Below are 23438 nucleotides of genomic sequence, written 5' to 3'. Positions count from 1 at the left end.
TATTACAGTAATATAGACAAAGAGATGAAAGATTTAAAGAGAACTATAGCCATTGTATGTGGCGGCGATTCGTCAGAGCATGATGTATCTATGCGCTCTGCTCAAGGTATATATTCCTTTTTCGATAAAGACCGTTATAACATATATATAGTAGATGTGAAGGGTACCGACTGGCACGTCGATCTGCCTAATGGTGATATTGCTGCTATAGATAAGAACGATTTTTCGTTTGTAGTAGATGGTAAGGCTGTGTTTTTCGACTATGCTTATATTACCATTCATGGACAGCCGGGAGAGAACGGCATGATGCAAGGCTACTTTGAGCTTATCCACTTGCCTTACTCTACCAGTGGTGTGCTTGTAGAGGCTCTTACCTTCGATAAGTATGTCCTTAACAATTACCTGCGTGGTTTTGGTATTAACGTGGCTGATAGCATCTTGGTGCGTCGTGGCGAATCTATAGATGAGAAGTTTGTAGAGGCTCGTTTAGGAATGCCTTGCTTTGTTAAGCCTGCTGCTGACGGTAGTAGCTTTGGTGTGTCGAAGGTAAAGAATGCAGACCAGTTAGCACCTGCCCTTCGTGTGGCTTTTATGGAAAGTAATGAGGTAATGATAGAGAGGTATCTTCAGGGAATGGAGATTTCGCAAGGTGCTTATAAGACAAAGGCGAGCGGAACGGTAGTGTTTCCTGCTACAGAGGTAGTTACAAAGAACGAGTTCTTCGATTATAACGCAAAATATAATGGTGAGGTGCAGGAGATAACACCTGCCAGAATGAGCCCAGAGACAGCCCAAAAGGTATCAGCACTAACAGATAAGGTGTATAACATACTACATGCTAACGGCATAATCCGCATAGATTACATCATATCTAAAGACGAGCAGGGCAACGATGTTATTAATCTGCTTGAGATAAACACCACACCGGGAATGACACCTACGAGCTTTATTCCACAACAGGTGCGTGCTGCAGGGCTTGAGATAAAGGACGTTCTTACAGATATTGTAGAAAACCAGTTTTAAGAAAGTTAACTTATTATAGTAGATGAAGAAGCTCTTTGTAATAGTATTCCTATTAGTAGCTATGGTATCATGTAAGTATGGCTTATATGAAACGGGCGATTCGGAGCTATCTTATCTGCGTGCCGACTTTGTAGAAGCCTCCACCAACGGGGTAGGAGCTTTTACCTCTGCTGTAACCGATGACGGTGTTTCTTTGACATTGTCGCCTGCTCTTTATGTAGACTGGAAGCCTAAAGCAAGGGCAGTTTATCGTGCTATGCTATATTATGATAAGGTGGAAAACGGGGTTACCAAACCTATATCGCTACAAAGCGTCTTGTTGCTAAAGCCTAAAACTAAAGATGAGGAAAAAGAGTGGCACACCGATCCGCTTGGATTGGAGAGCATCTGGATAAGCAAGAACAAGCGGTATATAAACCTTTCATTAATCATTAAAAAGGGCAGCAACACCTCTTTAAGTTCAGCACAAAAGATAGGAGTGTTAAAGGAAGCTGTTACAAAGCATGAAAAGGGTAAAGCCTACCATTTCCTACTTACACATTATCAGGCAGGGCAGCCAGAATATTATAGCGTAAAGGGGTATGTCAGTATTCCTATTTATAACTATCACTCTGGCGACTCTTTATATATCACCGTAAATACATATAAGGGTAAGGTGGTAAAATCTTTCCTATTGTAATAAGCATAATAAAAGGTGCACTTACATATACGCATATATCGTAAGTACACCTTTTATGGTTTTGTTATAGTTTATTTCAAAACACCAAGCTCTTTGCCCACTTTTATAAAGGCAGCAATACATCTGTCGAGGTGCTCGCGCTCATGCCCTGCAGAGAGCTGCACACGTATACGAGCTTGCTCCTTAGGCACTACGGGATAATAGAAGCCAGTAACATAAATGCCTTCTTGCTGCATCTTGCTGGCAAAAACTTGTGATAGCTTAGCATCATAGAGCATTACCGCACATATAGCACTTTGTGTAGGCTTAATGTCGAAGCCAGCAGCAAGCATGTTATCGCGGAAGTAAGCCACGTTATCTATAAGCTTATCGTGTAAAGCATTGCTCTCTTTAAGCATTTTAAACACCTCTATAGAAGCCCCAATAATGGCAGGAGCTAATGAGTTAGAGAACAGATAAGGGCGGCTACGCTGACGAAGCATGTCTATAATCTCCTTTCTACCGGTAGTGAAACCACCTAAAGCACCGCCAAAGGCTTTACCCAGCGTACCCGTATAGATGTCCACCCTGCCATAGGTATGGCATAGCTCGCTTACACCATGACCAGTAGCGCCTACTACACCTGCCGAGTGCGACTCGTCTACCATTACCAAAGCATCGTACTTTTCTGCCAGATCGCATATCTTATCCACAGGAGCCACGTTGCCGTCCATAGAGAACACACCATCGGTAACAATGATGCGGAAGCGTTGTGCCTGAGCTTCTTTTAAGGCACGCTCAAGGTCTGCCATGTCAGCGTTTTGATAACGGTAACGCTTTGCTTTACAAAGGCGTACACCATCTATGATGGATGCGTGGTTAAGCGAGTCGCTAATGATGGCATCTTCTTCTGTAAAGAGAGGCTCAAAGACACCCCCGTTAGCATCGAAACATGCAGCATAGAGGATAGTATCCTCAGTTTTGAAATAATCGCTTATGGCATCTTCCAGTTCTTTGTGTATATCTTGTGTGCCACATATAAAGCGCACAGACGACATACCATAACCGCGCTTATCCATCATCTTCTTAGATGCCTCTATTAAGCGAGGGTTATTGGACAAGCCAAGATAGTTGTTAGCACAGAAGTTAATCACTTCTTGCCCTTTCACATTAATAACAGCCTGCTGAGGACTCTCAATGAGACGTTCCTCTTTGTATAGGCCTGCATTACGAATCTCAGCGAGTGTAGAGCTGAGAAAGTCTTTCATTTTTCCGTACATAAGGCTTTTATTTAAGTTTTTATATTACAAAGGAAATCAATAAATTTGAAATAAGGCAATAATATGTATAACTTTTTATGCTTCTCTTCCACTTTTTTTTCTTTGTTCTCAGTATTTCCTTGTTAAGAGAAATCTAAAGTTTAATATACCATGTATCAGTATTTTTTTCTTGAAAGAGTAGTTGCTTCCTTTTAAAGGATATAGCCCCTCTTGGGTTAATTTATCTATAACAATCTTGTTTACACCTATCTTATTATATAGTTTTCTGTTCCTAAATAGCGAAAGAACTAACCCGAAGAGCACGTCGTACACTCTTTTATTTATGGTTTTAGATAGTAGAGGGTCTGTAGAAGAGTATTTTTTTGCCGATGCGATAAACGACTTTACTATGACAATCTCATCGAGCATATACTTTATTTTCTTCTCTGGCTTTAACGATTTGCTCGTAGAGTTGTCATGATGAATATATCTATATGGTGTATCATCGCTAAAGAGTACTTTAGAAGCAAAGGGCATAAGGCGGTAAGTAAGCTCTACATCTTGGTGAGTAATGCCAGGGGTAAAGAAGATATTGTTATCGAAGAAAAGTGTTTTCTTTATTATCAGTGCACATACCGATGAGGGTAGGTACCCCTCTATCATAGCTTCTTTACCTGATATTATCTTTTGATGAGTTACTAAAGGCTGCACACACTCCTTTCCGAGGTCTTCGCCTTGCTCTGAAACCTTTTTGAGCTGTATTGCTAAAATATCTATTTCAGGGTGTTTCTTTAGAGTTAATAATATGTTGTTAGCAGCTTTTTCTATACTGTCATCGGCATCAACACACCATATATATTCTCCATTTGCAACCCTGATGCCATAGTTTCGTGCTGTGCTCTGCCCTTGGTTTTCTTGTTTTAGATAGTGTATGAAAGGGTGTTTGCAGACGTACTTTTCCACTATCTTAGCACCGTTGTCTATCGATCCGTCATCGACTACTATTATTTCGTACTCGCCTTGTTGTAGGTCTGAAGAGGTGATAGAGCCTAAGCAATTATCAATATACTTTTCGGCGTTATACATTGGTATGATGATACTTATTTTACACTTACTTTCCATGTTATGTGTTTAAAAAGGATATATAGTTAAAGTCGTCTAAAAAGCGTTTTAATCCTAAGAGGTGTTTATAATCTAATATCTTGCCGGGATACCAATTACAATAAAGATCATGACCTTGGTAAAAGGCAAACTTGTCAGACGTATTGTTGTTAGTACTATGTTTTATAGCCTTCCTGTAATTATATTCTTGTCGAGACAGCCTTTAACGTCGTATATTACTCCGTTTGTTTTTAGTAAAGACGTCAAGTTGATCTTTAAGAACTCTTTATGTGCTACGGCGAGTATTATAGCTTCATAGCGTTTGTCTTTATCGAGCGTAGAGGTAATGTCTATGTTATATTCTCTTTTTACATGCTCCTTGTTGGCCCAAGGGTCAAAGACGGTAATGTTAGGGGTATATTCTCTTAAAGTAGAATAGATATCTATTACCTTTGTGTTGCGTATGTCTGGACAGTTTTCCTTAAATGTAAAGCCAAGTATAAGTATATCAGCATCTTTCACGATAACGCCCTTTTTGTTCATCAGCTTTATGGTTTGGTTAGCCACATAGTCGCCCATGCCATCGTTAAGCCTTCGTGCTGCCGACATGATACGTGGCAGAACACCATATACCTGTGCCTTTTGTATTAGGTAATAAGGGTCTACACTTATGCAGTGTCCACCAACAAGACCTGGATTAAGCTTGATAAAGTTCCATTTAGAAGATGCTGCTTCTATGGCATCATGGGTATCTATGCCCATAGCATTAAAGATTTTTGCCAGTTCGTTCATGAAAGCAATGTTTACATCTCGCTGAGAGTTTTCTATTATTTTAGATGCCTCTGCCACTTTTATAGATGGTGCTTTGTGTGTGCCATTCACTAAGACAGAGTTGTAAACTCTGTCTACTATGTCGGCTACTTCAGGTGTAGAGCCAGAGGTAACCTTCTTAATTTTTTCTACTGTATGCTCTTTATCTCCGGGGTTAATACGTTCTGGTGAATATCCTGCATAAAAATCGCGATTAAATGTTAAGCCAGAAACTTTTTCCACTATAGGTAGACACTCTTCTTCTGTTACTCCGGGGTAGACGGTAGATTCATATACTACGATGTTACCTTTAGAGATAACCTTTCCCACGGTGGTACTTGCTCCTATTAAAGGTTTTAAGTCGGGGCGATTGTTATAGTCTACAGGTGTAGGAACAGCAACAATATATAATGTGCAGTCTTTTATTTTATTAAGGTCGGTAGTACAGACGAAGCCGTTTTTCTTTATAGCCTCTTGTAGCAAATCATCAGATACTTCTAAGGTACTATCATGTCCTTTCATCAAATCTTCTACACGACTATGATTCATATCAAAGCCTATAGTTTTGTATTTTGTAGAAAAGAGCCGTGCTAAAGGAAGTCCTACATAGCCTAAACCTATTACGGCTATTTTGATGTCTTCTGTTTTCATATTATGTTGTTATTTGTTTTTATGTTTTAGCTTCTTCTTAAATAAGGATATAACTTCTTTTAAAGAATCGTTTATCTCAGCGTTGATAAAGAAATATAGCATATACGACAATAATAATAGCAAAAATACAAAGTTTTTTTGATAAATTAAGTCCTTTTCCACTACTATTTTCTTTTAAAGGATATTTTATGGTTAGTTTTTTCATGTATGAGTGGTTGTAGTATTCTTTATATTTGGTATTTTAAAAATAATTAGCATTTCTTTATTTGATACCTCATAAAAAAAGATTTACTTTGTTGCATAAAATCTAAATATAAGTAATGAAACGAATATTAGTTATTGGTTCTACTGGACAAATAGGTTCAGAGCTAACTTGCAAACTAAGGGCACATTATGGAAGTAGCAATGTAGTGGCAGGCTATATCGTTGGGGCAGAGCCTACGGAAGAGCTACGTCAGGGAGGTCCATGTGCCATTGCCGATGTTACTAATCCTGAGCAGATAGCTGCTGTAGTAAGGCAGTATGGTATCGATGCCATCTATAACCTTGCAGCTCTTCTTTCTATAGTAGCTGAGGGTAAGCCACGTTTGGCATGGAAGATAGGTATAGAGGGCTTGTGGAACATTTTAGAGGTGGCACGTGAAAACAAATGTGCAGTGTTTACACCAAGCTCTATAGGCTCTTTCGGTACTGGCACTCCTAAGGAGAATACCCCACAGGATACTATTCAGCGGCCTAAGACCATTTATGGTATCTCTAAGGTTACTACAGAGCTTTTGAGCGATTATTATTTTAATAAGTATGGTGTAGATACTCGTTCGGTACGTTTTCCGGGCTTGATATCGTATGTTACTCCTCCCGGAGGTGGCACTACGGACTATGCTGTAGACATATATTACAGTGCTGTGCGTGGCGAAAAGTTTGTGTGTCCTATAGCTAAGGGCACTCGTATGGACATGATGTATATGCCTGATGCTCTTAATGGTGCTATTAATCTTATGGAGGCAGACCCTTCGCTCTTGGTGCATCGTAATGGTTTTAATATAGCTTCGATGAGTTTCGACCCAGATGCTATTTATAAAGCTATCCTTAAGCATAAGCCAGGCTTTGAGATGGTGTATGATGTAGACCCATTAAAGCAGAGCATAGCAAGCAGCTGGCCAGACTCGCTCGATGACAGTTGTGCTCGTAAGGAGTGGGGCTGGAAGCCTGAATACGACTTGGAGCGTATGACAAAAGATATGCTTGAGAAGTTAGGAGCGCGATTGCTTGCTAAATGATATTAGATAGAATAAGTCAAAAAGTAATATTTTCCTCCTCGTTATATATTTATACGGGGAGGTTTTTTGTGTATAACGGAAAGGTCTTTAAGTGGTTTTAAGCGTAGTGGTATGCTTACTTTCTATTTTCCGTAATATCTCTATGGCGTCTTTGCTCGATGTTACGTTGCTTATAACCATTAGTCTTTTGCCTTTTTTCTCTTTAAGGTTGCACCGTTTGGGGTATGTGGCTATGTAGGAGAGTATGCTGTTAAAGGCATCGCTTTGATAGAAGTAGCTTTTAGGATTAGATACAAACTGCAGGTGCATATTGCCCTGTTTTAGTATTATCTTTTCACACCCTAAGCGTTTCCCTATGCGCCTTAGAGCCACCACGTGCATAAGTTCTTCGCCCTGTTGTGGTATTGGTCCGAATCTGTCTTCGAGGCGTTTACGATACTCGTCGAGAGCTTTTTCCTCATTAATGTTGTCGAGCTCGCGATATAGAAGCATACGTTCAGAGGCTCCCGGTATGTAGTTGTCAGGGAAATACATCTCCAAGTCGCTTTCTATGGTGCAGTCGTCTACAAAGTCGCTGTTAGCGATGGGTATGCCGTTTTGTTGTTGTTGTGTGTAAAGATCATGAAACTCATCGTTTCTAAGTTCTGTTACTGCTTGTGAGAGAATCTTCTGATAGGTTTCGTATCCAAGGTCTTCCATGAATCCGCTCTGCTCAGCTCCTAAGAGGTTTCCTGCTCCTCTTATGTCGAGATCTTGCATGGCGAGGTTAAATCCGCTCCCTAAGTCGGAGAAGGTTTCTAAGGCTTCTATGCGTCGTCTGGCTTCATTGTTTAGTAGAGCCATAGGCGGTGTTATGAGATAGCAGAAGGCTTTTTTGTTCGATCTGCCCACTCTTCCGCGCATTTGGTGTAGGTCGCTCAGTCCGAAGTGGTGTGCATCATTTATTATAATGGTATTGGCGTTAGATATGTCTATACCGTTTTCTACTATGGTAGTAGATAGCAGAAGGTCGTAATCGTAATTCATAAATCCGATAATAATCTCTTCCAGCTCTTCGGGCTTCATCTGTCCGTGTCCTATAGCTATTCTGCAGTCGGGCACTTTCTTGCGTATTATGGCAGCGAGGTCTTGTAGTTTTCCTATGCGATCGTTAACGAAAAACACCTGACCGTTGCGGCTCATTTCAAAGTTTATTGCTTCTGCTATTGTCTCAGGGTCGAATTCTATTATCTCCGTCTGTATAGGATAGCGGTTAGGAGGTGGCGTTTTCATTATGCTCATGTCTCTTGCTCCCATTAAGGAGAACTGTAGTGTGCGTGGTATAGGTGTAGCAGTCATGGTAAGTGTATCTACATTTGTTTTTATCTGTCTTAGCTTTTCTTTGGTAGATACACCAAATTTTTGTTCTTCGTCTATGATGAGCAGTCCAAGGTCGTGCCATTTTACGGTCTTGCCAAGCAGCTTGTGTGTACCTATGAGAATGTCTATTTTGCCTGTAGCAAGGTTAGAAAGTATTTGTTTTGTTTGCTTTGTTGTGCGTGCCCGTGATAGGTATTCTATGGTTACGGGCATATCTTTTAGTCGGTTTTGGAACGATTTATAATGCTGAAGGGCCAGCACCGTAGTAGGTACGAGTACTGCCACCTGCTTGTTATCTGCAGCTGCTTTAAATGCAGCCCTTATGGCTACTTCAGTTTTTCCAAAGCCTACGTCTCCGCAAATGAGTCTGTCCATAGGCTGAGAGCTTTCCATGTCTTGCTTTAGGTCTTGTGTAGCTTTAAGCTGATCGGGTGTGTCTTCGTATAGGAACGATGCTTCGAGCTCGTGCTGCATAAAGGAGTCTGGCGAAAAGGCAAACCCTTTCTCGTGCCGGCGTTTGGCATATAGCTTTATGAGGTCTCGTGCAATGTCCTTAATACGCTTCTTAGCTTTTTCTTTTAAGCGTTCCCATGCTCCTGACCCTAATACCGAAAGGCGTGGAGGCTCGTCAGTATCGGCACGTTTATATTTGCTTATCTTATATAGCGAGTGTATGGAAATATCCACTATAACATTGTTTTGGAACACAAGGCGTATCATCTCTTGATAGGAGTTTTTTACAGGTACACGCACTAATCCGGCAAATTTTCCTATACCAAGGTCTATGTGTACAAGGTAATCGCCGGGTTCCATTTCCTGTAGTTCCTTCATGGTAAGAGCCGCTTTTCCTCGTCGTGCTTTGTCCGAAGAGAGGCTATATTTATGAAAACGGTCGAATATCTGATGATCGGTAAAGAAGCATATCTTCTTGTCATCGTCTACGAAGCCCTCATGTAAGGTGTTTTCTACAGGTGTGAAAGCTATGTGTCTGCCATTGCTTTGAGGCTTATCGCTGTAAGAGGGTTTCTCCTGTAAGGCTTGTTCTGCTTTGCTATCGAAGATGTCTTTGAGGCGTTCTGTTTGCTTTTTGCTATCTGCAAAGATGTATATATGGTAGCCTTTGAGCATATAATCTCTTAGGGAGTTGATGAGCAGATCGAAATTTTTATGGAACAGTGGTTGTGGTGTAGTGTTAAAGGATATGATTTCTTGCTGTTTATATGTGGAGCTTAGGGGCGATAGAGAGTGGTCTGTGCTTATTATCTCTATACGCTTAAAGGCTGTGGCGTCAGTGGTGAAAGCTGCTGGAGAAAGCAGCTGCGTCTCTTTTATATAGCGTTGTTTTATCTCGTCTTGCTCCACTTCGGTCTTTCCTTCGAGCTGCTCTGTAAGAGCTTGGTGGCTAAATCCGTCTTTATATATCTTGTCGATAGAGTCGCGTACAAAAAGGAAATTTTTAAATACTATGGTTGTCTCTTGTGGTAAAAACTTAAGAAAAGATACCTTTTCGTGAGCCACTTTGGCAAGCTCTGGCACTATGTCTATACTCGTTTTCTTATCTATAGAGAGTTGGCTCTCTATCTCAAAGGTGCGAATGGTATCTATGTCGTCGCCAAAAAAGTCGATGCGGTAAGGAGTTTCTCCCGAGAAAGAATATACATCTATTATGCTTCCGCGTATGGCAAACTCTCCCGGCTCGTATACATAGAGCACCTCTTTAAAGCCAAACTCTCGTAAGGTCTTACCCACTTTAGTAATGTTTATATGCTTTCCTACGCTTAGGGTGAGGCGTTTAGAGTCTAACTGTTGTTGTGAAATGACAAGCTCGCTAATGGCAGAAGGCTCTGTAACGATAAGAAGTGGTGGTTTTGGGTGGCTTGTGTCGTTACTGCTTTTAGTTGCCGAGAGCCTTGTAAGCACTTCTGTGCGTAGTATCTGGTTTGCTGCATCGCGCTGTCCAAACTTTATAGCACGGCGAAAAGATGAGGGAAAGAATAGCACTTCGTAAGCAGAATCATACTGGCTGCTATGGGAGAGCATGGTCTTTAGGTCGTTATAAAAGTAGCCTGCCTCGTCGTTATCGTTCATTACGAAAAGGAAGGTAGATGCCACTTTGTGGGCTAATGCGGCAAAGAGCATGGCAGGAGCCGACGCTGTTAAGCCTTTTAAAAGAATGTTTTTGTGTCTTTCCTCCTTTATGAAGAGCTCTAAAGCCTTTACCTGCGGCAGAGAGGAATATATATGTGTTGCTTCTTGTATTGTCATTATATGTCTTGCAGCAAGGACAGTGTCAGTGCGTTTTAGTTGTTAAAACCATTAGCCTTTTATCTTTGGATATTTTCTAAACCAGCCGTCCCAGCGCAGGCGCATCACACCAAAGAATGCTTCCGAGAAGATGCCTCCGCTCATCTTGCTAACCCCTTCACGACGATTAACAAATACTACTGGCACTTCTTTAATCTTAAACCCTATGCGATGAGCAGTATATTTCATCTCTATTTGGAAAGCATATCCCTTAAAACGTATCTTCTCTAAGGGTATAGTAGATAGTGTCTTACGGCGATAGCATACAAAGCCTGCGGTAAAGTCGTGGATTTTAACGCCTGTAACGGCTTGCACATACTTGCTGGCAAAGAAGCTCATCAGCACCCTACCTATAGGCCAGTTTACCACATTCACACCACTAACATAACGCGAACCCACAGCCATGTCGTAGCCCTGAGAGCTTGTTGCGTGATAAAGGCGGGGAAGATCCTTTGGGTTGTGGCTAAAGTCGGCGTCCATCTCGAAGATATATTCGTAACCTTTCTCTATGGCCCATTTAAAACCTGTGATATAAGCCGTGCCTAAACCTAACTTCCCTGAGCGTTCTATGATGAAGAGCTTAGAAGAAAACTCTTTATCCATTAAGCCATGAACGATCTGTGCTGTACCGTCAGGACTACCATCATCTATAATAAGAATGTTAAAGGACTTTTCAAGGGCAAACACTGCTCTTATGATTTTCTCAATGTTTTCCTTTTCGTTATAAGTAGGAATGATTACTATACTATCGCTCGTCATAGACTTAATTTTTATGCAAAAGTAGGGAATATAATTCAGAAAAGCAAGTAAAAAGCATGGGGCTTATTCTTTTTTTTCTGTTACATGAGCGGACTAAGTAGCCTTACTACCGATTCCCACAACCGTTGTATGAAAGGAAGACGAAAGCGGTTACGAAGGTCGTCGATGCTTGAGCTTTGAGCCTGATCTTGTAAAAAGATGTCTTTTACCTGTCGTGCTATGGCTTTATTGTAGAAGAAAGCATTCGATTCGAAATTGTTTTCAAAACTCCTAAAGTCGATATTTGTAGAACCTATCGTGGCAAGGCAGTCGTCGGTAACAAGCAGCTTGGAGTGGTTAAAGCCTGCTTTATAGAAAAACACCTTTACCCCTGCCCTTATCGTGTCTACTACATACGACCGTGATGCCCATTCCACTATCTTTGTTTCAGTGTCGAAGGGTATCATAAGCCGCACGTCCACCCCTGAAACGGCTGCTGTGCGCATGGCAAAGAGTATAGGCTCGGTAGGAAGAAAGTAAGGGGTTTCCATGTAAACATATTTCTCTGCATCGAGAAGAATGCGCACATAGCCCTGCTCTATCTCTGGCCACTGACTGGTAGGATTGCTTGTAACTATCTGCACCAAGGTGTCGTTTTCGGGTATAGATATAGTGGGATAATACTTGTGATTGGTCATCAGGGTGTGGCAAACAAAAAACCAGTCTACAAAGAAAGCACGTTGTAACCCATACACAGCAGCACCCTCTATGCGCACTTGGGTATCGCGCCAGGCTTGCTTGCGTGTGCCTTTTATGTAACGCAAAGCTATGTTCATTCCGCCTATGAAGCCCACCTTGCCGTCGAAGATGTACATCTTGCGATGGTTACGATAGTTTACCTTACTTGTTAAGAAGGGATAACGCACGGGCATAAAGGGATATATCTCTATGCCAGCCTTCTTCATACGGAGGAAAAAGGACTTCTTTGCTCGCCACGAGCCTACGTCATCGTACACTATGCGCACCTCTACACCCTCCTTAGCCTTATCTATCAAGGCGTCGGCAATGAGCCTACCTAAGGCGTCGTCGCTAAAGATGAAGGCATCTATGTGTATGTGCTTAGTAGCCTTACCTATCTCTTTAAGCAGAGCAAGGAAGAAGTTGCTGCCATGGGTATATATTTCTACATTGTTGTTTTTAAAGGGCAGGGAAAGGTTTTGATTCATGAAGAGGTTTATTATAGTGCGATAACGCTCTTCTATGAAAAGATTTTTCTGCTCTACAAACTCTAACATAGACCGCTTTGTGAGCTTGTTAAGTGTGCGCTGCCATATCTTTCGTTCTTTGCGTGTTTTCTGTCCGAAGAAGAAAAAGAGTATTATACCCATTACAGGCAGGAACGCCAGCACCATAACCCATGCCATCGTTATAGCCGGCTGCCTGTGTTCTAAGAGAATGCGAACGATGGTGGCAAGGGTTATAAGGGTGTAAATGGTGAGGATTATCCAGTAGGCGTATTGCATAAGTTTAGCTTTTTTTATATTATAATGTTGTTGCCTAACTTTTTGGCTATTATGTTTCTTAGCTGTTGCATCTTCTGTAGCTCTGCCAAAGCCTTTATCTTACCCTCGTTGGTTTGGGTTTGTTTTATCTGTTCTTTTAGATCGTTGTAACGGTGTTCTACATAGTTGCGACGAAAATCTAATATGAGATGCTTTACGTTCTCAAGCAGTGCAGCCTCGTCTTGTTTAGGTTGTAGGCTTTCAGATAGCTTAAATTTCTCTACACTAAGCTCTGTGGCTATTTCAGAAATGTTAATGTCGGGGTGTTGTATGAAATAGTTTTCTGCCACAAAGCCTTCGTCTGAGGAGTGTTCTATAGCCTCTTGGAGTATCTTGTTGTATAGAGGAAAGGTAAAGCTGAGGTTGTCTAAGCCTAAGTCGTAAGATATATATTGTGCTACGTTGAGCGATATGAGGTTGCCTGACGAGTTGTCTTTTACGTCTTTTATAATTATCTGCTCTCCGTATCTTATCACCTGCTGTATGAGCCATGTCTCTACATCTTCGGCTTGGGCAGTTATAGCTGTGGGAAAGCTCTTTGAGGCTGCTGCCGGCTCTGCTTTTATCTCAGCCCTTGGTGTGGAGTCTTTGCGCTCGCGCTCCTTGTTATTATATATAAAGCGGTTCATCTGCGAGATGAGCGTTTGCTCTGCCACCCCTGTGCGTGCCATACACTCGTGTAGGTAGGTATCGCGAAGGACAGGATCTTTTATTACGGATATGCTCTCTACGATGGAGTTGATAGCCTCCGAACGCTTTATAGGGTCAGTAACGCCCTTTAGAAGTAGAGCTATTTTAAAGACTATAAAGTCGGTCTGGTGCTCTTCTATATACCTCACAAGCTCTTCCGAGCTATACATCTTTGCAAACTCGTCAGGGTCTTTACCATCGGGCAGGAGCAAGACCTTTACGTTCATACCCTCAGAGAGCAGCATGTCAGTACCTCTAAGGGCTGCATGCTGCCCAGCAGCATCGCCATCGTATATCAAGACGATGTTAGAGGTGAAGCGGTGGAGCATTCTTATCTGAAAGACAGAAAGGGCTGTGCCGCTGTTAGCCACAACGTTTTCTATGCCACATTGGTGCAGGGCAAGGACGTCGGTATAGCCCTCTACCATGTACACAAGGTCGTGTCTGGCTATGGCTTTCTTAGCCCAGAAGATGCCATATAGCTCACGCTCTTTGTGGAATATCTCGCTGTCGGGAGAATTGACGTACTTCTGCATCACACCCTTTGTGCGTGAGTCTAAGAGCCTGCCACCAAAGCCCGTTACCTTACCGCTGAGGCTTAGCCACGGAAATATCACCCTGCCGCTAAACCTGTCTGTAAGCTCGCCTGTCTGACGCTCAAAGCATAGACCCGTATTTAGCAAAAACTCCTTTTTATAACCTGCCTCTAAGGCTGACACAGCAAGGCTTTCACGGCGGGGAAGACTATAGCCTAACATAAACTTTTTTATGATGTCATCGCGAAAACCACGACTGCGAAAATACTGTAACCCTATGGCTTTACCATCGGTAGAAGAATGGAGGACGTCCTGAAAATACCTGCTTGCCCATTCGTTTATGATAAACATCGATTCGCGCATGCTGGCTTGCTGCTTTTCCTGACTTGTCATCTGACGCTCTTTTACCTCGATGTTATACTTCTTGGCAAGCCATCTGAGAGCCTCCCAATATGTCATCTGCTCATATTGCATAACAAATTTTACAGCATTGCCTGCTGCACCACAGGCAAAACACTTATATACCCCCTTTACCGGACTAACCGAAAAGGAGGGGGTAGTATCGTCGTGGAAAGGACACAAGCCCTTATAGCTGGTGCCTGCCTTACGTAAGGAAATAAAATCGCTTACAACATCGACAATGTTTACAGCATCGGTAATCTTGTCTACTGTCTGCCTATCTATCATATAAAAAAAATAACCTCACTTATATATATTTACTTTGGTAATGCAAATATAATGAAAACCCTTTAGAGCGCAAAATTATTCTTTCAGAATAAGTTTTCCATACATGATACTACACACTATAATTTAGAAGGAAAATCATTAGATTGTTTAAAGCAAAAAACATCTGATGAAAGAGCAGGAAGATAAGGGAGGAAAGCATTTTTAGGTTATTTTTACAACAAAAATAAATTAAAAATGCAGGAAAAATAATTTATTTTTCCTTCTAACAGTTGTTATTTTCTTTTCTAAGAAGTGGTGTTTAGGGCAGATTGGTGTAAGATTATTTATAGGAAAAGGTGGTTATGGCGTCAGTGTGAGGTGTTAGGTTTGCTTTACTTGCTGCTTAGGCCAGTTGATGAGATACAGGTGTTTGGTGGCTCTTGTAAAGGCAGTGTATAGCCAGTGGTAGTATTGTGGAGATAGTGTTTGCTCAGTGATGTAGCCTTGGTCTATGAAGACGTGCTGCCATTGTCCTCCCTGTGCTTTGTGGCAGGTTATGGCATATCCAAACTTTACCTGTAGTGCGTTAAGGTAGGTGTCTTGCTTAAGCAGCTTCATGCGTTCGGCTTTTTGTGGTATATCGGCATAATCTTCCATGATGTTATTGAAGAGGTCTTTGCTTTGTTGGCTTGTAAGGCTTGGTGCTTCGGAGTTTAGAACATCGAGCAGTACGGTGGTGTTAAGTTCGGTGTCGTCAAAGTCTGGGAAGCGTAGTGTAACATCAGCAAATCTAAATCCGTATAGCTCTCTATAGTTTCTAACGCGTCTTACTATGGCTCTGTCGCCGTTTGCAATGAAGTTTAGTTTTCGTCCAGAGCTGTTTTGTTGTTGTTTTTTCTCTTGTGATAGATATTTGTTTCGTACTATCATTATCATGTCGCATGTAGATAGCTCTTCTTCCCTATCGAATATCATGTTGCGAATGCCTTGGTTAAAGATGTTAGCTCTTTTGTTAGATCGTGTTATGATGATGGTTTCGTCTATGCCTTGGAGCGAGTATGATGAGGCTATGGTGTCTATAATCTCGTCTTGTGGCACTATGGTGATGTCAGGGAATCCTTTTGTGGCTATTTGTGGTAGTGTGCCTTGTGTGCCACTGTCTATCATGTAGCGTATGCTGTTGGCATTGTATAGTATTCCGGAGTTGAGGCTTTGCCTTAGCACTTCTTCTATATCGGTATGGAACACTTGTAGGTTCATGCTCTGTAGTATGTCGCTTCTTAAAGCAGCGCTACTTTCTTCTCCTACTGGTGGTAGCTGTGCATTGTCTCCTACGAGAATAAGTCTGCAGTTGTTGCCATTATAAACATACTGTATAAGGTCTTGTAATAGGCTTCCACTACCGAAGGAGCTGTTGTATGAGGTATAGTTTATCATAGATGCTTCGTCTACAAGGAAGAAGCGGTCGTGGTATAGATTGTTGTTAAGATTAAATTCGCCGTCAGTGCCTGTGAAGGCACGTTCTCTGTATATGAAGCGATGAATGGTAGATGCGGGGTAATTGGCGTATGTCGAAAGCACTTTAGATGCCCTTCCTGTGGGTGCAAGCAGGGTGATGTTATAGTGCATCTGTAGCATTGTTTTTACAATGATAGATGCCGTAAGTGTTTTTCCTGTCCCGGCACTTCCTCTAAGGAGCATTATAGACAGCTCGTTGTGTGAGAAGACAAACTCGGCAAAGGTGTCTAAGGCCTGTTCCTGGTCGTTTGTAGGCGGTAGTGGAAAGTTGCTTTTAAGAAGATAAAGGAGCTGGTCTTTTAGCATTATATGTGTTTTGTCAGAACTGTGTAAAGTTAGCTTCTGCCTCTATTTTGTTTTCTATCTTATCGGGTAGAGCGGGGAAGAAGTCGAAGCCAGTGATGCGTTCCACTTGGTCTATGGTGTTAATGAAGTGTGTCTTTTTGCGTCCTTTCTCGTCAGTGTTTCTAACTATCCAGCCTATAGCCCGTGGCTTTCCTTCGAGGCATAGCACCACTTTAAAAAACGCCTCTGGCACCATGACATGGTGGCTACCTATGTATTGGTGTGAGCCGCGTGTGAAGATGGGGCCTGAAACGACGTACACCGAGCCGTATTTGCGTGCCCAGTTGCGGCATTGTGTCTCAAGGCTGTTCCATAGCCCAGCGTTTAGGGCGTGGGTCTGTGGGCAGACGTTAGTCATGAGAAAGCTCTGTATCATAGCCTTTTGGCTCCATTTGTTATCTGCAGCAGGACACATGTGCCCACGGTCGAAGCCAGACCTTACGTAGTCGTATGTGTCTACAGGGTTGGCTACATCATAGTCCGCCTGAAACTCTATACCCTTGCGTGTAGCCTCGCCGTATGTGCGCCATGATGTAAGGTGCCATGCCACCCAGTTAGGTTGTTTAGTAACAGGGTTATAAGACACGGTGTACCCCATTCTGTTTAATGTTTTAGATGGTAGATTGCGAGGGTTTCGAGGTAAGAAGTTGAATGTTGCTGATGTGTTAAAAGAAGAGCCGTATGTGTTAGAAGAGGCAGTGTTTGCTTTTCCGGATATGGGCTTTTCCTTTATGTTAGCATACTGTGTTAGTGGTGTGGCAGCAGTGCTTTTTTGTGGGTCTTTTACGGCTTTGCATGTTATAAAGGCTATGCAAAGGGCAATGAGGTAAATCAGCTTTTTCGGTTTCATCTTTTTTAAATATTATTTTTTAAAGTATTGAAGCTATAAGGTGTAGTATGGTGGGTGTTAGCAAGGCAGTAAAGATGCCGTTAAGGGTTATGCCCAGTGAGGCGAAAGCTCCGTATTTGGTACCATATCCCATAGCTGTAGATGCTCCTACGGCGTGTGATGCCGTACCCATAGACAGGCCTTGTGCTATTGGGCTGTTTATTCTTCCCACTGTAAGGGTTTTAAATCCTATTAAGGCTCCTATGATACCTGTTATTACTACTACGGCAGCAGTAAGAGAGGGTATACCTCCCACGCTCTGTGTTACCTCCATTGCTATAGGTGTTGTTACCGACTTGCTTGCCAGCGACAGTATAATGGCGTCTGGTGCGCCTAACACTTTAGCTACTACCACTGCGCTTACTATACCTACAAGGCAGCCCACGAGCTGCGACATAACAATGGGGAACCATAGTTTTTTTATAGCATCAAGCTGTAGGTATAGAGGTACGCCGAGGGCAACAACGGCAGGTTTTAACCAAAAGTCTATCAGCTCGGAGTTGTGCTTATATACCTCGAAAGGCACATTTGTAAACTTTAGGTATATTATAAGTGTTACTATAGATATTAAGATAGGGTTGAGCAGTAGCCACCCCATGCGCACTTGTATGTATCTGCATAAGAAGTAAATGCCAAAGGTAAGTGCTAAGATAAGATATTGATTGGAAAAAATCTCTATCATAATTGTTTTTGTATGTTTTTATTTGTCGTCAATGTTTGGTAAGTCTTCTTCTTCTGAAGCCTCATCTAAGTCTTGTTTCTGAAGCTCTTGCGGCTTGTTAGGGTGGTGCCTGTTGGCATAAAAGGCATCGTCGTCTATGTGGCGATGTAGCAAGTCCATGCCCCCTATCTTGCGTTCGCACTTAATGACAAACTGGTGCATGTGCCCTGTTACTATCAATACTAAAACGGTGCTAACTATGGTAGCAACTGTTATGGGTAGCCATTGTGCTTTTATAATGTCGAGATAAAGCATTATAGCTACTCCGGGCGGTACGAAAAAGAAGCCAAGATTTGCTATTAAAAACTTTGACATGCGCTCTATCCAGTCGAGCTTTACCCAACCTATTTTCAGAAAAAGGGTAAGCATCAGCATGCCAATAATACTTGAGGGCAACTTTATACCAGTAGCCCATACGATAAACTCTCCGAGCCCTAAGCACCCGAAGATAATAAAAAATGCTCTTGCCATTTGTTTGTTTTGTATATCCTGTGTGGCAAAGGTACTGCTAAAAATCGATAAAAAGCCACTTTTGCATAAGATTTTGCATGTAAGACGCAGTTTTGTGATATTTGTCAAAGTAGGTAAAAGGTAATTGGAAAAAATATTGTAAGTTTGCATCTTATTAAATGTAACAACTTTAAAATGGCAGCAGACACAGATGTAAAAGATATACGTCTTCGCCTTACCATACGTATAGGGCGGAGCGATTTGAGCTTCTCGGTGTACACAACAATAGAGAAGGGGTATGCTGTTTATGAGCCTTATAACACTAATAAGGGCATTTCGGTGGCAGCTAATCTGCGTGAGGCTTTCTCAGTGTCGGAATTATTACAGAGTGGCTATAAGTGTGCTTTGGTGCTTTTAGACGTTCCTGCTATGCTTATACCTATGGAAGAGGCAGAGGAAAACGATGGTGAGGTGTTATATAAGTCGGCATTTTCGTTAAAGGGAAATGAGGAGATAGTGCAGGTAGAGCTACCGAGCCTTAGTGTGAAAGCTGTCATGGCTATTAATAAAGACTTGAAGATGGTTATCGACGACCACTTCCCCATGGTAAGCATACAGCCTCTTATGCAGCCTGTATGGGCTTATTTGCAAAAGCTGTCATATCAGAACAAAAGGCGTAAGCTCTTTGCTTATTTTCATGATCATACCATGGAGGTGGTGAGCTTTCAGCAGACTCGTTTCAGATATAATAACACCTTTGATGGTAGTCATGGTCATGATGCGCTTTACTATTTGCTTTTTGTGTGGCGAGAGCTTGGTATGAGTGTGGAAAAAGACGAGCTTCACATAATGGGGAAAGTATCTTATGAGAAGTGGCTTGTGGCGGAATTAGAAAAGTTTCTTTCTCGTGTTTATGTAGACACGCTTGAAAAAGAGATAGAAAAGCGTGGAGGTACTATGTCGGAAGATATGCATTACGATGAGAAGGTGTTATATTTAGACCAGAGATAGCATATAAAAAGAGCGAAGTGATGCGAATAATAACAGGCTTATATAAAGGAAGACACTTTGATGTGCCTCATAGCTTTAAGGCACGTCCTACTACCGATTTTGCTAAAGAGAACATCTTTAACGTTATAAGGGGATATATGGACCTTGAGGATATGGAGGCTCTCGACCTTTTTGCAGGTACGGGCAGCATATCCTTAGAACTGCTCTCACGAGGCTGTAAGGAGGTAGTTACTGTAGAGAAAGATAGGGATCATGCTCGTTTTATAGGGCAATGTATAGAAAAGGTAAAGGCAGATAACGACATATTGGTAAAGGGTGATGCTCTGCGTTTTATAAAGACCTGTAAGCGGCAGTTCGACTTTATTTTTGCCGATCCTCCTTATGCTTTACCTGATATAGAGGCTGTGCCTGAACTTATCCTGTCTAATAATCTGCTTAAAAGTGGGGGCTTGTTAGTCTTTGAGCATGGTAAGGGTAATGACTTCTCAGGGCATGCTCGCTTCATAGAGCATAGAAGTTATGGCAGTGTAAACTTTTCTCTTTTCAGATAGATAAAAGAGGGGTGGGCTATGTAAGGAGGTCTAACCTTTTTTTAAGCTCTTTAAGCTGGTCGCGTACAGAGATAAGGGTGCCTAATACTTGCTGGCTTTTTTCTGCTCCGCTACGGTTTTCGTTTATCATTTTACGTGCAGCAGCTATCTTAAATCCGCGTACCTTTACAAGGTTATAGATTATCTTTATCTGTTCTATATCTTTTAAGCTATATTGGCGTGTTCCGTTTCCTTTCTTTTTAGGGCGTAGATGTGGAAATTCGGTCTCCCAATAGCGTAGCATACTTTCTGAAACGTTAAGCTCCGATGCCACTTCCTTAATGGAATAGTATAGCTTTTGAGGGCTTTCTTGCATGATGAGACAGTGTTAATTAAGAATATTTTATAATAGAAGTGTGGAACATATATATAAATATAACCCATTAGACAAAATAGATAAAGGGTAGATGTTTTTATATGTTCTGCTTCTTTTTTGTTTGCAAAAATACTCAAAAGTCAGTATCTTTGCAATTATTTTGAGTGAAAATATAGATTTAAAACATAAAAAAGATGATGACAGCAAATGAAATCCGCGACTCGTATAAGAAGTTTTTTGAGTCGAAAGGACATGTTATCGTACCATCAGCACCGATGGTAATTAAGGACGATCCTACACTGATGTTTACCAATGCGGGTATGAACCAGTGGAAAGATATTATTTTAGGTACGAAATCGCCCGAGCCTCGCCGTCGTACCGATTCGCAGAAGTGTCTTCGTGTAAGTGGTAAGCATAACGACTTAGAGGAGGTAGGCCATGATACCTATCACCACACCATGTTTGAGATGTTAGGCAACTGGAGTTTTGGCGATTATTTTAAGGAAGGTGCTATAGACTATGCCTGGGAGTATTTGGTAGATGTTCTTCACCTTTCAGAGAAGGATATTTATGTTACTGTGTTTGAAGGCAGCAAGGACGAGAATATCCCTCGCGATGATGAGGCAGCGAAATATTGGTTGAAACACTTGCCAAAGGATCACATCATAGACGGCAACAAGCACGACAATTTTTGGGAAATGGGCGATACTGGTCCCTGTGGACCATGTACGGAAATACATATCGACTCTCGCCCCTTGGACAAGCGTAATGGGGTGTTAGGTCGCGACTTAGTGAACAAGGACGACCCACAGGTTATCGAGATATGGAACATTGTCTTTATGCAGTTTAACCGCAAGTCGGACGGCAGCTTAGAGCCTTTAGCCATGAATGTTATAGATACTGGAATGGGTTTTGAGCGTTTAGTGCGCATGCTGCAAGGCAAGCATTCTAACTATGATACAGATATTTTCCAGCCCATCATAAAGAGGATAGAGGCTTTAAGCAATTATAAGTATGGTTTTACATCGCCTACGGGAAAGGACGGCGAGTGCTTAACAGAGCAGGAAAAGATAGACGTTGCTATGCGCGTCATAGCCGATCATTTGCGTGCAGTAGCCTTTTCTATAGCCGATGGTCAGCTGCCAAGCAATGCAAAGGCAGGTTATGTTATTCGTCGTATTCTGCGTCGTGGTGTGCGCTACGCTTATACTTTCCTTAATCAGCGCGAGGCTTTTATGTACAAGCTCTTACCTACCTTAGTGAGCGAGATGGGTGCTGCGTACCCCGAGCTATCGGCTCAAGAGGAGCTTATAGGGCGTGTCATAAAGGAGGAGGAAGACTCTTTCTTACGCACATTGGAAAAGGGTATTACTCTTTTAAACGGAGCTATGGACGAGCTAAAGGCTCATGGGCAGAGCTGTCTTGATGGTAAAGAGGCTTTCCGCCTGTTTGATACCTATGGCTTCCCGCTCGATTTAACGGAGCTTATCTGTCGTGAGAATGGTTACACTGTAGATGAGAAGCAGTTTGACATGGAGATGTCTCAGCAAAAGGCACGTGCCCGAAATGCGGCTGTAACGGAAAATGGCGACTGGATGATAGTTAGGCAAGGCGAGCAGACCTTTGTAGGCTACGATTATACAGAGTATGAATGTAGGATACTACGTTATCGTAAGGTAACCCAGAAGAAGCATTCCTTTTATGAGGTGGTGCTTGACAATACTCCTTTCTATGGAGAGATGGGAGGTCAGGTAGGCGATCAGGGTGTGCTGGTAAGTGAGCAGGAAACGGTAAATGTGTTAGATACCAAGCGCGAGAACAATCAGAGCATACATATCATAGGGGAGCTTCCTAAGAACGTAGAGGCAAGTTTTATGGCTTGTGTAGATACTGACAAGCGTGAGGCAAGTGCTGCTAACCATACTGCAACCCATTTGCTCGATTATGCGTTAAAGGAGGTTTTGGGTGAGCATGCAGAGCAGAAGGGCTCGTATGTGAGTCCGACCACGCTACGCTTTGATGTGTCTCATTTCCAAAAGATTACCGAAGAGGAGCTGCGTAAGGTGGAAAGGATAGTAAACGGGCTTATCCGTGCAGATTATAGCTGTGATGAGCATCGTGATACACCTATAGAAGAAGCTAAGAAGATGGGTGCTGTGGCTTTGTTTGGCGAGAAGTATGGCGACAAGGTAAGAGTGGTGCGCTTTGGTCCAAGCTGTGAGTTTTGTGGCGGCATTCATGCCAAATCGACAGGTAGTATAGGCTTTTTTAAGATAGTAGGCGAGAGCAGTGTAGCAGCAGGTGTTCGTCGTATAGAGGCTCTTACAGGTGCTAATAGCGAGGAGGCTATATACACTCAGGAAGATACTTTGCGCGATCTTAAACAGATGCTTAATAACCCTAAGGACTTAAAGGTAGCTTTAAAGAAATATATAGAAGAGCATGAAGCTATGAAGAAGGACATGGAGAGCCTTCGCAAGCAGGGTGTTGCCCGCCATGCTAAGACGTTGATAGAATCGGCAAAAGAGGTAGATGGCGTTCATATAGTAAAGGCAGTGCTTGAGGTAGATAGCTCTTCGGCTAAGGACATAGTGTTTAAGGTGCGTGAGGCCTTTGATAGTAAGCTCATTTGCGTGTTAGGTTCGGTTAGTGGTAACCGTCCCCAGATTAGCGTTATGCTTAGCGACGACATGGTGAAAGAGGGCAAAAAGAATGCTGGCAAGGTTATACGTGAGGCAGCTCAGCTCATTAAGGGCGGTGGCGGAGGTCAGGCTCATTATGCTCAGGCAGGAGGTAAAGATGCCTCTAACATCGATGCCGCAGTAGATAAGGCTGTGGAGCTGCTAAAGTAAGGCTGTTCTCTTATAATGGTGAGGGTATATAGGGGTCAGTCGTAAAACCCAGTTGCAAGCCCTCTCCTCTCAGGCACATAATTTCATAAGTATTTGTTATCTTTGCATC

Annotated in this window: 18 protein-coding genes; 6 read left to right on the top strand and 12 right to left on the bottom strand. The window is 42.3% G+C overall.

Going from position 1 to position 23438, the window contains the following annotated elements; all coding sequences use genetic code 11:
• The first annotated feature begins 24 nt into the window (after nt 1-24).
• Complete coding sequence (locus tag AC1DCD_RS05035; protein WP_464640695.1) at nt 25-1023, top strand: D-alanine--D-alanine ligase; 999 nt, start codon at nt 25-27, stop codon at nt 1021-1023.
• A gap of 22 nt (nt 1024-1045) precedes the next feature.
• Entirely contained in the window at nt 1046-1702 is a 657-nt protein-coding gene (locus AC1DCD_RS05030) for a NigD1/NigD2 family lipoprotein (RefSeq protein ID WP_464640697.1), read from the top strand.
• A gap of 71 nt (nt 1703-1773) precedes the next feature.
• On the opposite strand, the gene kbl is transcribed toward AC1DCD_RS05030, so the two are convergent.
• The 3 genes from kbl to AC1DCD_RS05015 form a co-directional block, all read right to left on the bottom strand.
• Nucleotides 1774-2961, bottom strand: a complete 1188-nt coding sequence (gene kbl, locus AC1DCD_RS05025) for a glycine C-acetyltransferase (protein WP_019035900.1) — start codon at nt 2959-2961, stop codon at nt 1774-1776.
• 108 nt (nt 2962-3069) lie between these two features.
• Nucleotides 3070-4062 carry a glycosyltransferase gene (locus tag AC1DCD_RS05020; RefSeq protein WP_019035899.1) on the bottom strand — a complete coding sequence of 331 codons (993 nt, stop codon included), beginning with the start codon at nt 4060-4062 and terminating at the stop codon, nt 3070-3072.
• Nucleotides 4063-4224: 162 nt separating this feature from the next.
• Nucleotides 4225-5502 (bottom strand): nucleotide sugar dehydrogenase, encoded by a 1278-nt coding sequence (locus AC1DCD_RS05015; RefSeq protein WP_008446532.1) that lies wholly within the window; start codon nt 5500-5502, stop codon nt 4225-4227.
• A gap of 320 nt (nt 5503-5822) precedes the next feature.
• Here AC1DCD_RS05015 and AC1DCD_RS05010 point away from each other — a divergent pair, with 320 nt between their 5' ends.
• Entirely contained in the window at nt 5823-6782 is a 960-nt protein-coding gene (locus AC1DCD_RS05010; RefSeq protein WP_464640700.1) for an NAD-dependent epimerase/dehydratase family protein, read from the top strand.
• A gap of 87 nt (nt 6783-6869) precedes the next feature.
• On the opposite strand, the gene mfd is transcribed toward AC1DCD_RS05010, so the two are convergent.
• The 8 genes from mfd to AC1DCD_RS04970 all read right to left on the bottom strand — a co-directional run bounded on the left by mfd (nt 6870) and on the right by AC1DCD_RS04970 (nt 18581).
• Nucleotides 6870-10406: a transcription-repair coupling factor gene (mfd, locus tag AC1DCD_RS05005; RefSeq protein WP_464640702.1), complete on the bottom strand. Its 3537-nt coding sequence runs from the start codon at nt 10404-10406 to the stop codon at nt 6870-6872.
• Between the two features lie 51 nt (nt 10407-10457).
• Nucleotides 10458-11204, bottom strand: a complete 747-nt coding sequence (locus tag AC1DCD_RS05000; RefSeq protein WP_464640704.1) for a polyprenol monophosphomannose synthase — start codon at nt 11202-11204, stop codon at nt 10458-10460.
• A gap of 80 nt (nt 11205-11284) precedes the next feature.
• Nucleotides 11285-12706, bottom strand: coding sequence for a cardiolipin synthase (cls, locus tag AC1DCD_RS04995; RefSeq protein ID WP_464640706.1), 1422 nt, complete (start codon nt 12704-12706; stop codon nt 11285-11287).
• Between the two features lie 14 nt (nt 12707-12720).
• Nucleotides 12721-14658: a DNA primase gene (gene dnaG, locus AC1DCD_RS04990; RefSeq protein WP_464640708.1), complete on the bottom strand. Its 1938-nt coding sequence runs from the start codon at nt 14656-14658 to the stop codon at nt 12721-12723.
• Between the two features lie 360 nt (nt 14659-15018).
• Nucleotides 15019-16461 carry an ATP-dependent DNA helicase gene (locus AC1DCD_RS04985; protein ID WP_464640710.1) on the bottom strand — a complete coding sequence of 481 codons (1443 nt, stop codon included), beginning with the start codon at nt 16459-16461 and terminating at the stop codon, nt 15019-15021.
• 13 nt (nt 16462-16474) lie between these two features.
• Nucleotides 16475-17350, bottom strand: coding sequence for a DNA/RNA non-specific endonuclease (locus AC1DCD_RS04980; RefSeq protein ID WP_464640712.1), 876 nt, complete (start codon nt 17348-17350; stop codon nt 16475-16477).
• Between the two features lie 19 nt (nt 17351-17369).
• Nucleotides 17370-18071 carry an LrgB family protein gene (locus AC1DCD_RS04975; RefSeq protein WP_019035890.1) on the bottom strand — a complete coding sequence of 234 codons (702 nt, stop codon included), beginning with the start codon at nt 18069-18071 and terminating at the stop codon, nt 17370-17372.
• A gap of 18 nt (nt 18072-18089) precedes the next feature.
• Nucleotides 18090-18581, bottom strand: coding sequence for a CidA/LrgA family protein (locus AC1DCD_RS04970; RefSeq protein ID WP_353586340.1), 492 nt, complete (start codon nt 18579-18581; stop codon nt 18090-18092).
• Between the two features lie 174 nt (nt 18582-18755).
• Between AC1DCD_RS04970 and AC1DCD_RS04965 the strand changes: the two genes are divergently transcribed.
• Together AC1DCD_RS04965 and rsmD are read left to right on the top strand one after the other, a co-directional pair.
• On the top strand, nt 18756-19571 hold the full coding sequence (locus AC1DCD_RS04965; protein WP_464640715.1) for a DUF3822 family protein: 816 nt from the start codon (nt 18756-18758) through the stop codon (nt 19569-19571).
• A complete protein-coding gene (gene rsmD, locus AC1DCD_RS04960) occupies nt 19568-20122 on the top strand; it encodes a 16S rRNA (guanine(966)-N(2))-methyltransferase RsmD (protein WP_464640719.1) in 555 nt (184 codons plus the stop codon). Before AC1DCD_RS04965 ends, rsmD begins: the two co-directional genes overlap by 4 nt.
• A 16-nt stretch (nt 20123-20138) precedes the next feature.
• On the opposite strand, the gene AC1DCD_RS04955 is transcribed toward rsmD, so the two are convergent.
• Complete coding sequence (locus AC1DCD_RS04955; RefSeq protein WP_008446682.1) at nt 20139-20477, bottom strand: MerR family transcriptional regulator; 339 nt, start codon at nt 20475-20477, stop codon at nt 20139-20141.
• A 194-nt stretch (nt 20478-20671) separates the two neighbouring features.
• On the opposite strand from AC1DCD_RS04955, the gene alaS reads away from it, so the two are divergent.
• Nucleotides 20672-23329: an alanine--tRNA ligase gene (gene alaS, locus AC1DCD_RS04950; RefSeq protein ID WP_464640717.1), complete on the top strand. Its 2658-nt coding sequence runs from the start codon at nt 20672-20674 to the stop codon at nt 23327-23329.
• The last annotated feature ends 109 nt before the right edge of the window (nt 23330-23438 follow it).

It is taken from the genome of Prevotella sp. C0209C1 (assembly GCF_056583855.1).
Note: the sequence above shows the minus strand (reverse complement) of the source record. Positions and strands in the feature narration are given on the sequence as shown.

What these genes read in the sequence shown, in the direction of transcription:
- AC1DCD_RS05015 (WP_008446532.1), bottom strand. Translation starts at nt 5,502, where the DNA reads ATGAAAACAGAAGACATCAAAATAGCCGTAATAGGTTTAGGCTATGTA.
- kbl (WP_019035900.1), bottom strand. Translation starts at nt 2,961, where the DNA reads ATGTACGGAAAAATGAAAGACTTTCTCAGCTCTACACTCGCTGAGATT.
- dnaG (WP_464640708.1), bottom strand. Translation starts at nt 14,658, where the DNA reads ATGATAGATAGGCAGACAGTAGACAAGATTACCGATGCTGTAAACATT.
- AC1DCD_RS04970 (WP_353586340.1), bottom strand. Translation starts at nt 18,581, where the DNA reads ATGGCAAGAGCATTTTTTATTATCTTCGGGTGCTTAGGGCTCGGAGAG.
- AC1DCD_RS04985 (WP_464640710.1), bottom strand. Translation starts at nt 16,461, where the DNA reads ATGCTAAAAGACCAGCTCCTTTATCTTCTTAAAAGCAACTTTCCACTA.
- AC1DCD_RS05020 (WP_019035899.1), bottom strand. Translation starts at nt 4,062, where the DNA reads ATGGAAAGTAAGTGTAAAATAAGTATCATCATACCAATGTATAACGCC.
- alaS (WP_464640717.1), top strand. Translation starts at nt 20,672, where the DNA reads ATGATGACAGCAAATGAAATCCGCGACTCGTATAAGAAGTTTTTTGAG.
- AC1DCD_RS04975 (WP_019035890.1), bottom strand. Translation starts at nt 18,071, where the DNA reads ATGATAGAGATTTTTTCCAATCAATATCTTATCTTAGCACTTACCTTT.
- AC1DCD_RS04965 (WP_464640715.1), top strand. Translation starts at nt 18,756, where the DNA reads ATGGCAGCAGACACAGATGTAAAAGATATACGTCTTCGCCTTACCATA.
- mfd (WP_464640702.1), bottom strand. Translation starts at nt 10,406, where the DNA reads ATGACAATACAAGAAGCAACACATATATATTCCTCTCTGCCGCAGGTA.
- cls (WP_464640706.1), bottom strand. Translation starts at nt 12,706, where the DNA reads ATGCAATACGCCTACTGGATAATCCTCACCATTTACACCCTTATAACC.
- AC1DCD_RS04955 (WP_008446682.1), bottom strand. Translation starts at nt 20,477, where the DNA reads ATGCAAGAAAGCCCTCAAAAGCTATACTATTCCATTAAGGAAGTGGCA.
- AC1DCD_RS05035 (WP_464640695.1), top strand. Translation starts at nt 25, where the DNA reads ATGAAAGATTTAAAGAGAACTATAGCCATTGTATGTGGCGGCGATTCG.
- AC1DCD_RS05000 (WP_464640704.1), bottom strand. Translation starts at nt 11,204, where the DNA reads ATGACGAGCGATAGTATAGTAATCATTCCTACTTATAACGAAAAGGAA.
- AC1DCD_RS05010 (WP_464640700.1), top strand. Translation starts at nt 5,823, where the DNA reads ATGAAACGAATATTAGTTATTGGTTCTACTGGACAAATAGGTTCAGAG.
- AC1DCD_RS05030 (WP_464640697.1), top strand. Translation starts at nt 1,046, where the DNA reads ATGAAGAAGCTCTTTGTAATAGTATTCCTATTAGTAGCTATGGTATCA.
- AC1DCD_RS04980 (WP_464640712.1), bottom strand. Translation starts at nt 17,350, where the DNA reads ATGAAACCGAAAAAGCTGATTTACCTCATTGCCCTTTGCATAGCCTTT.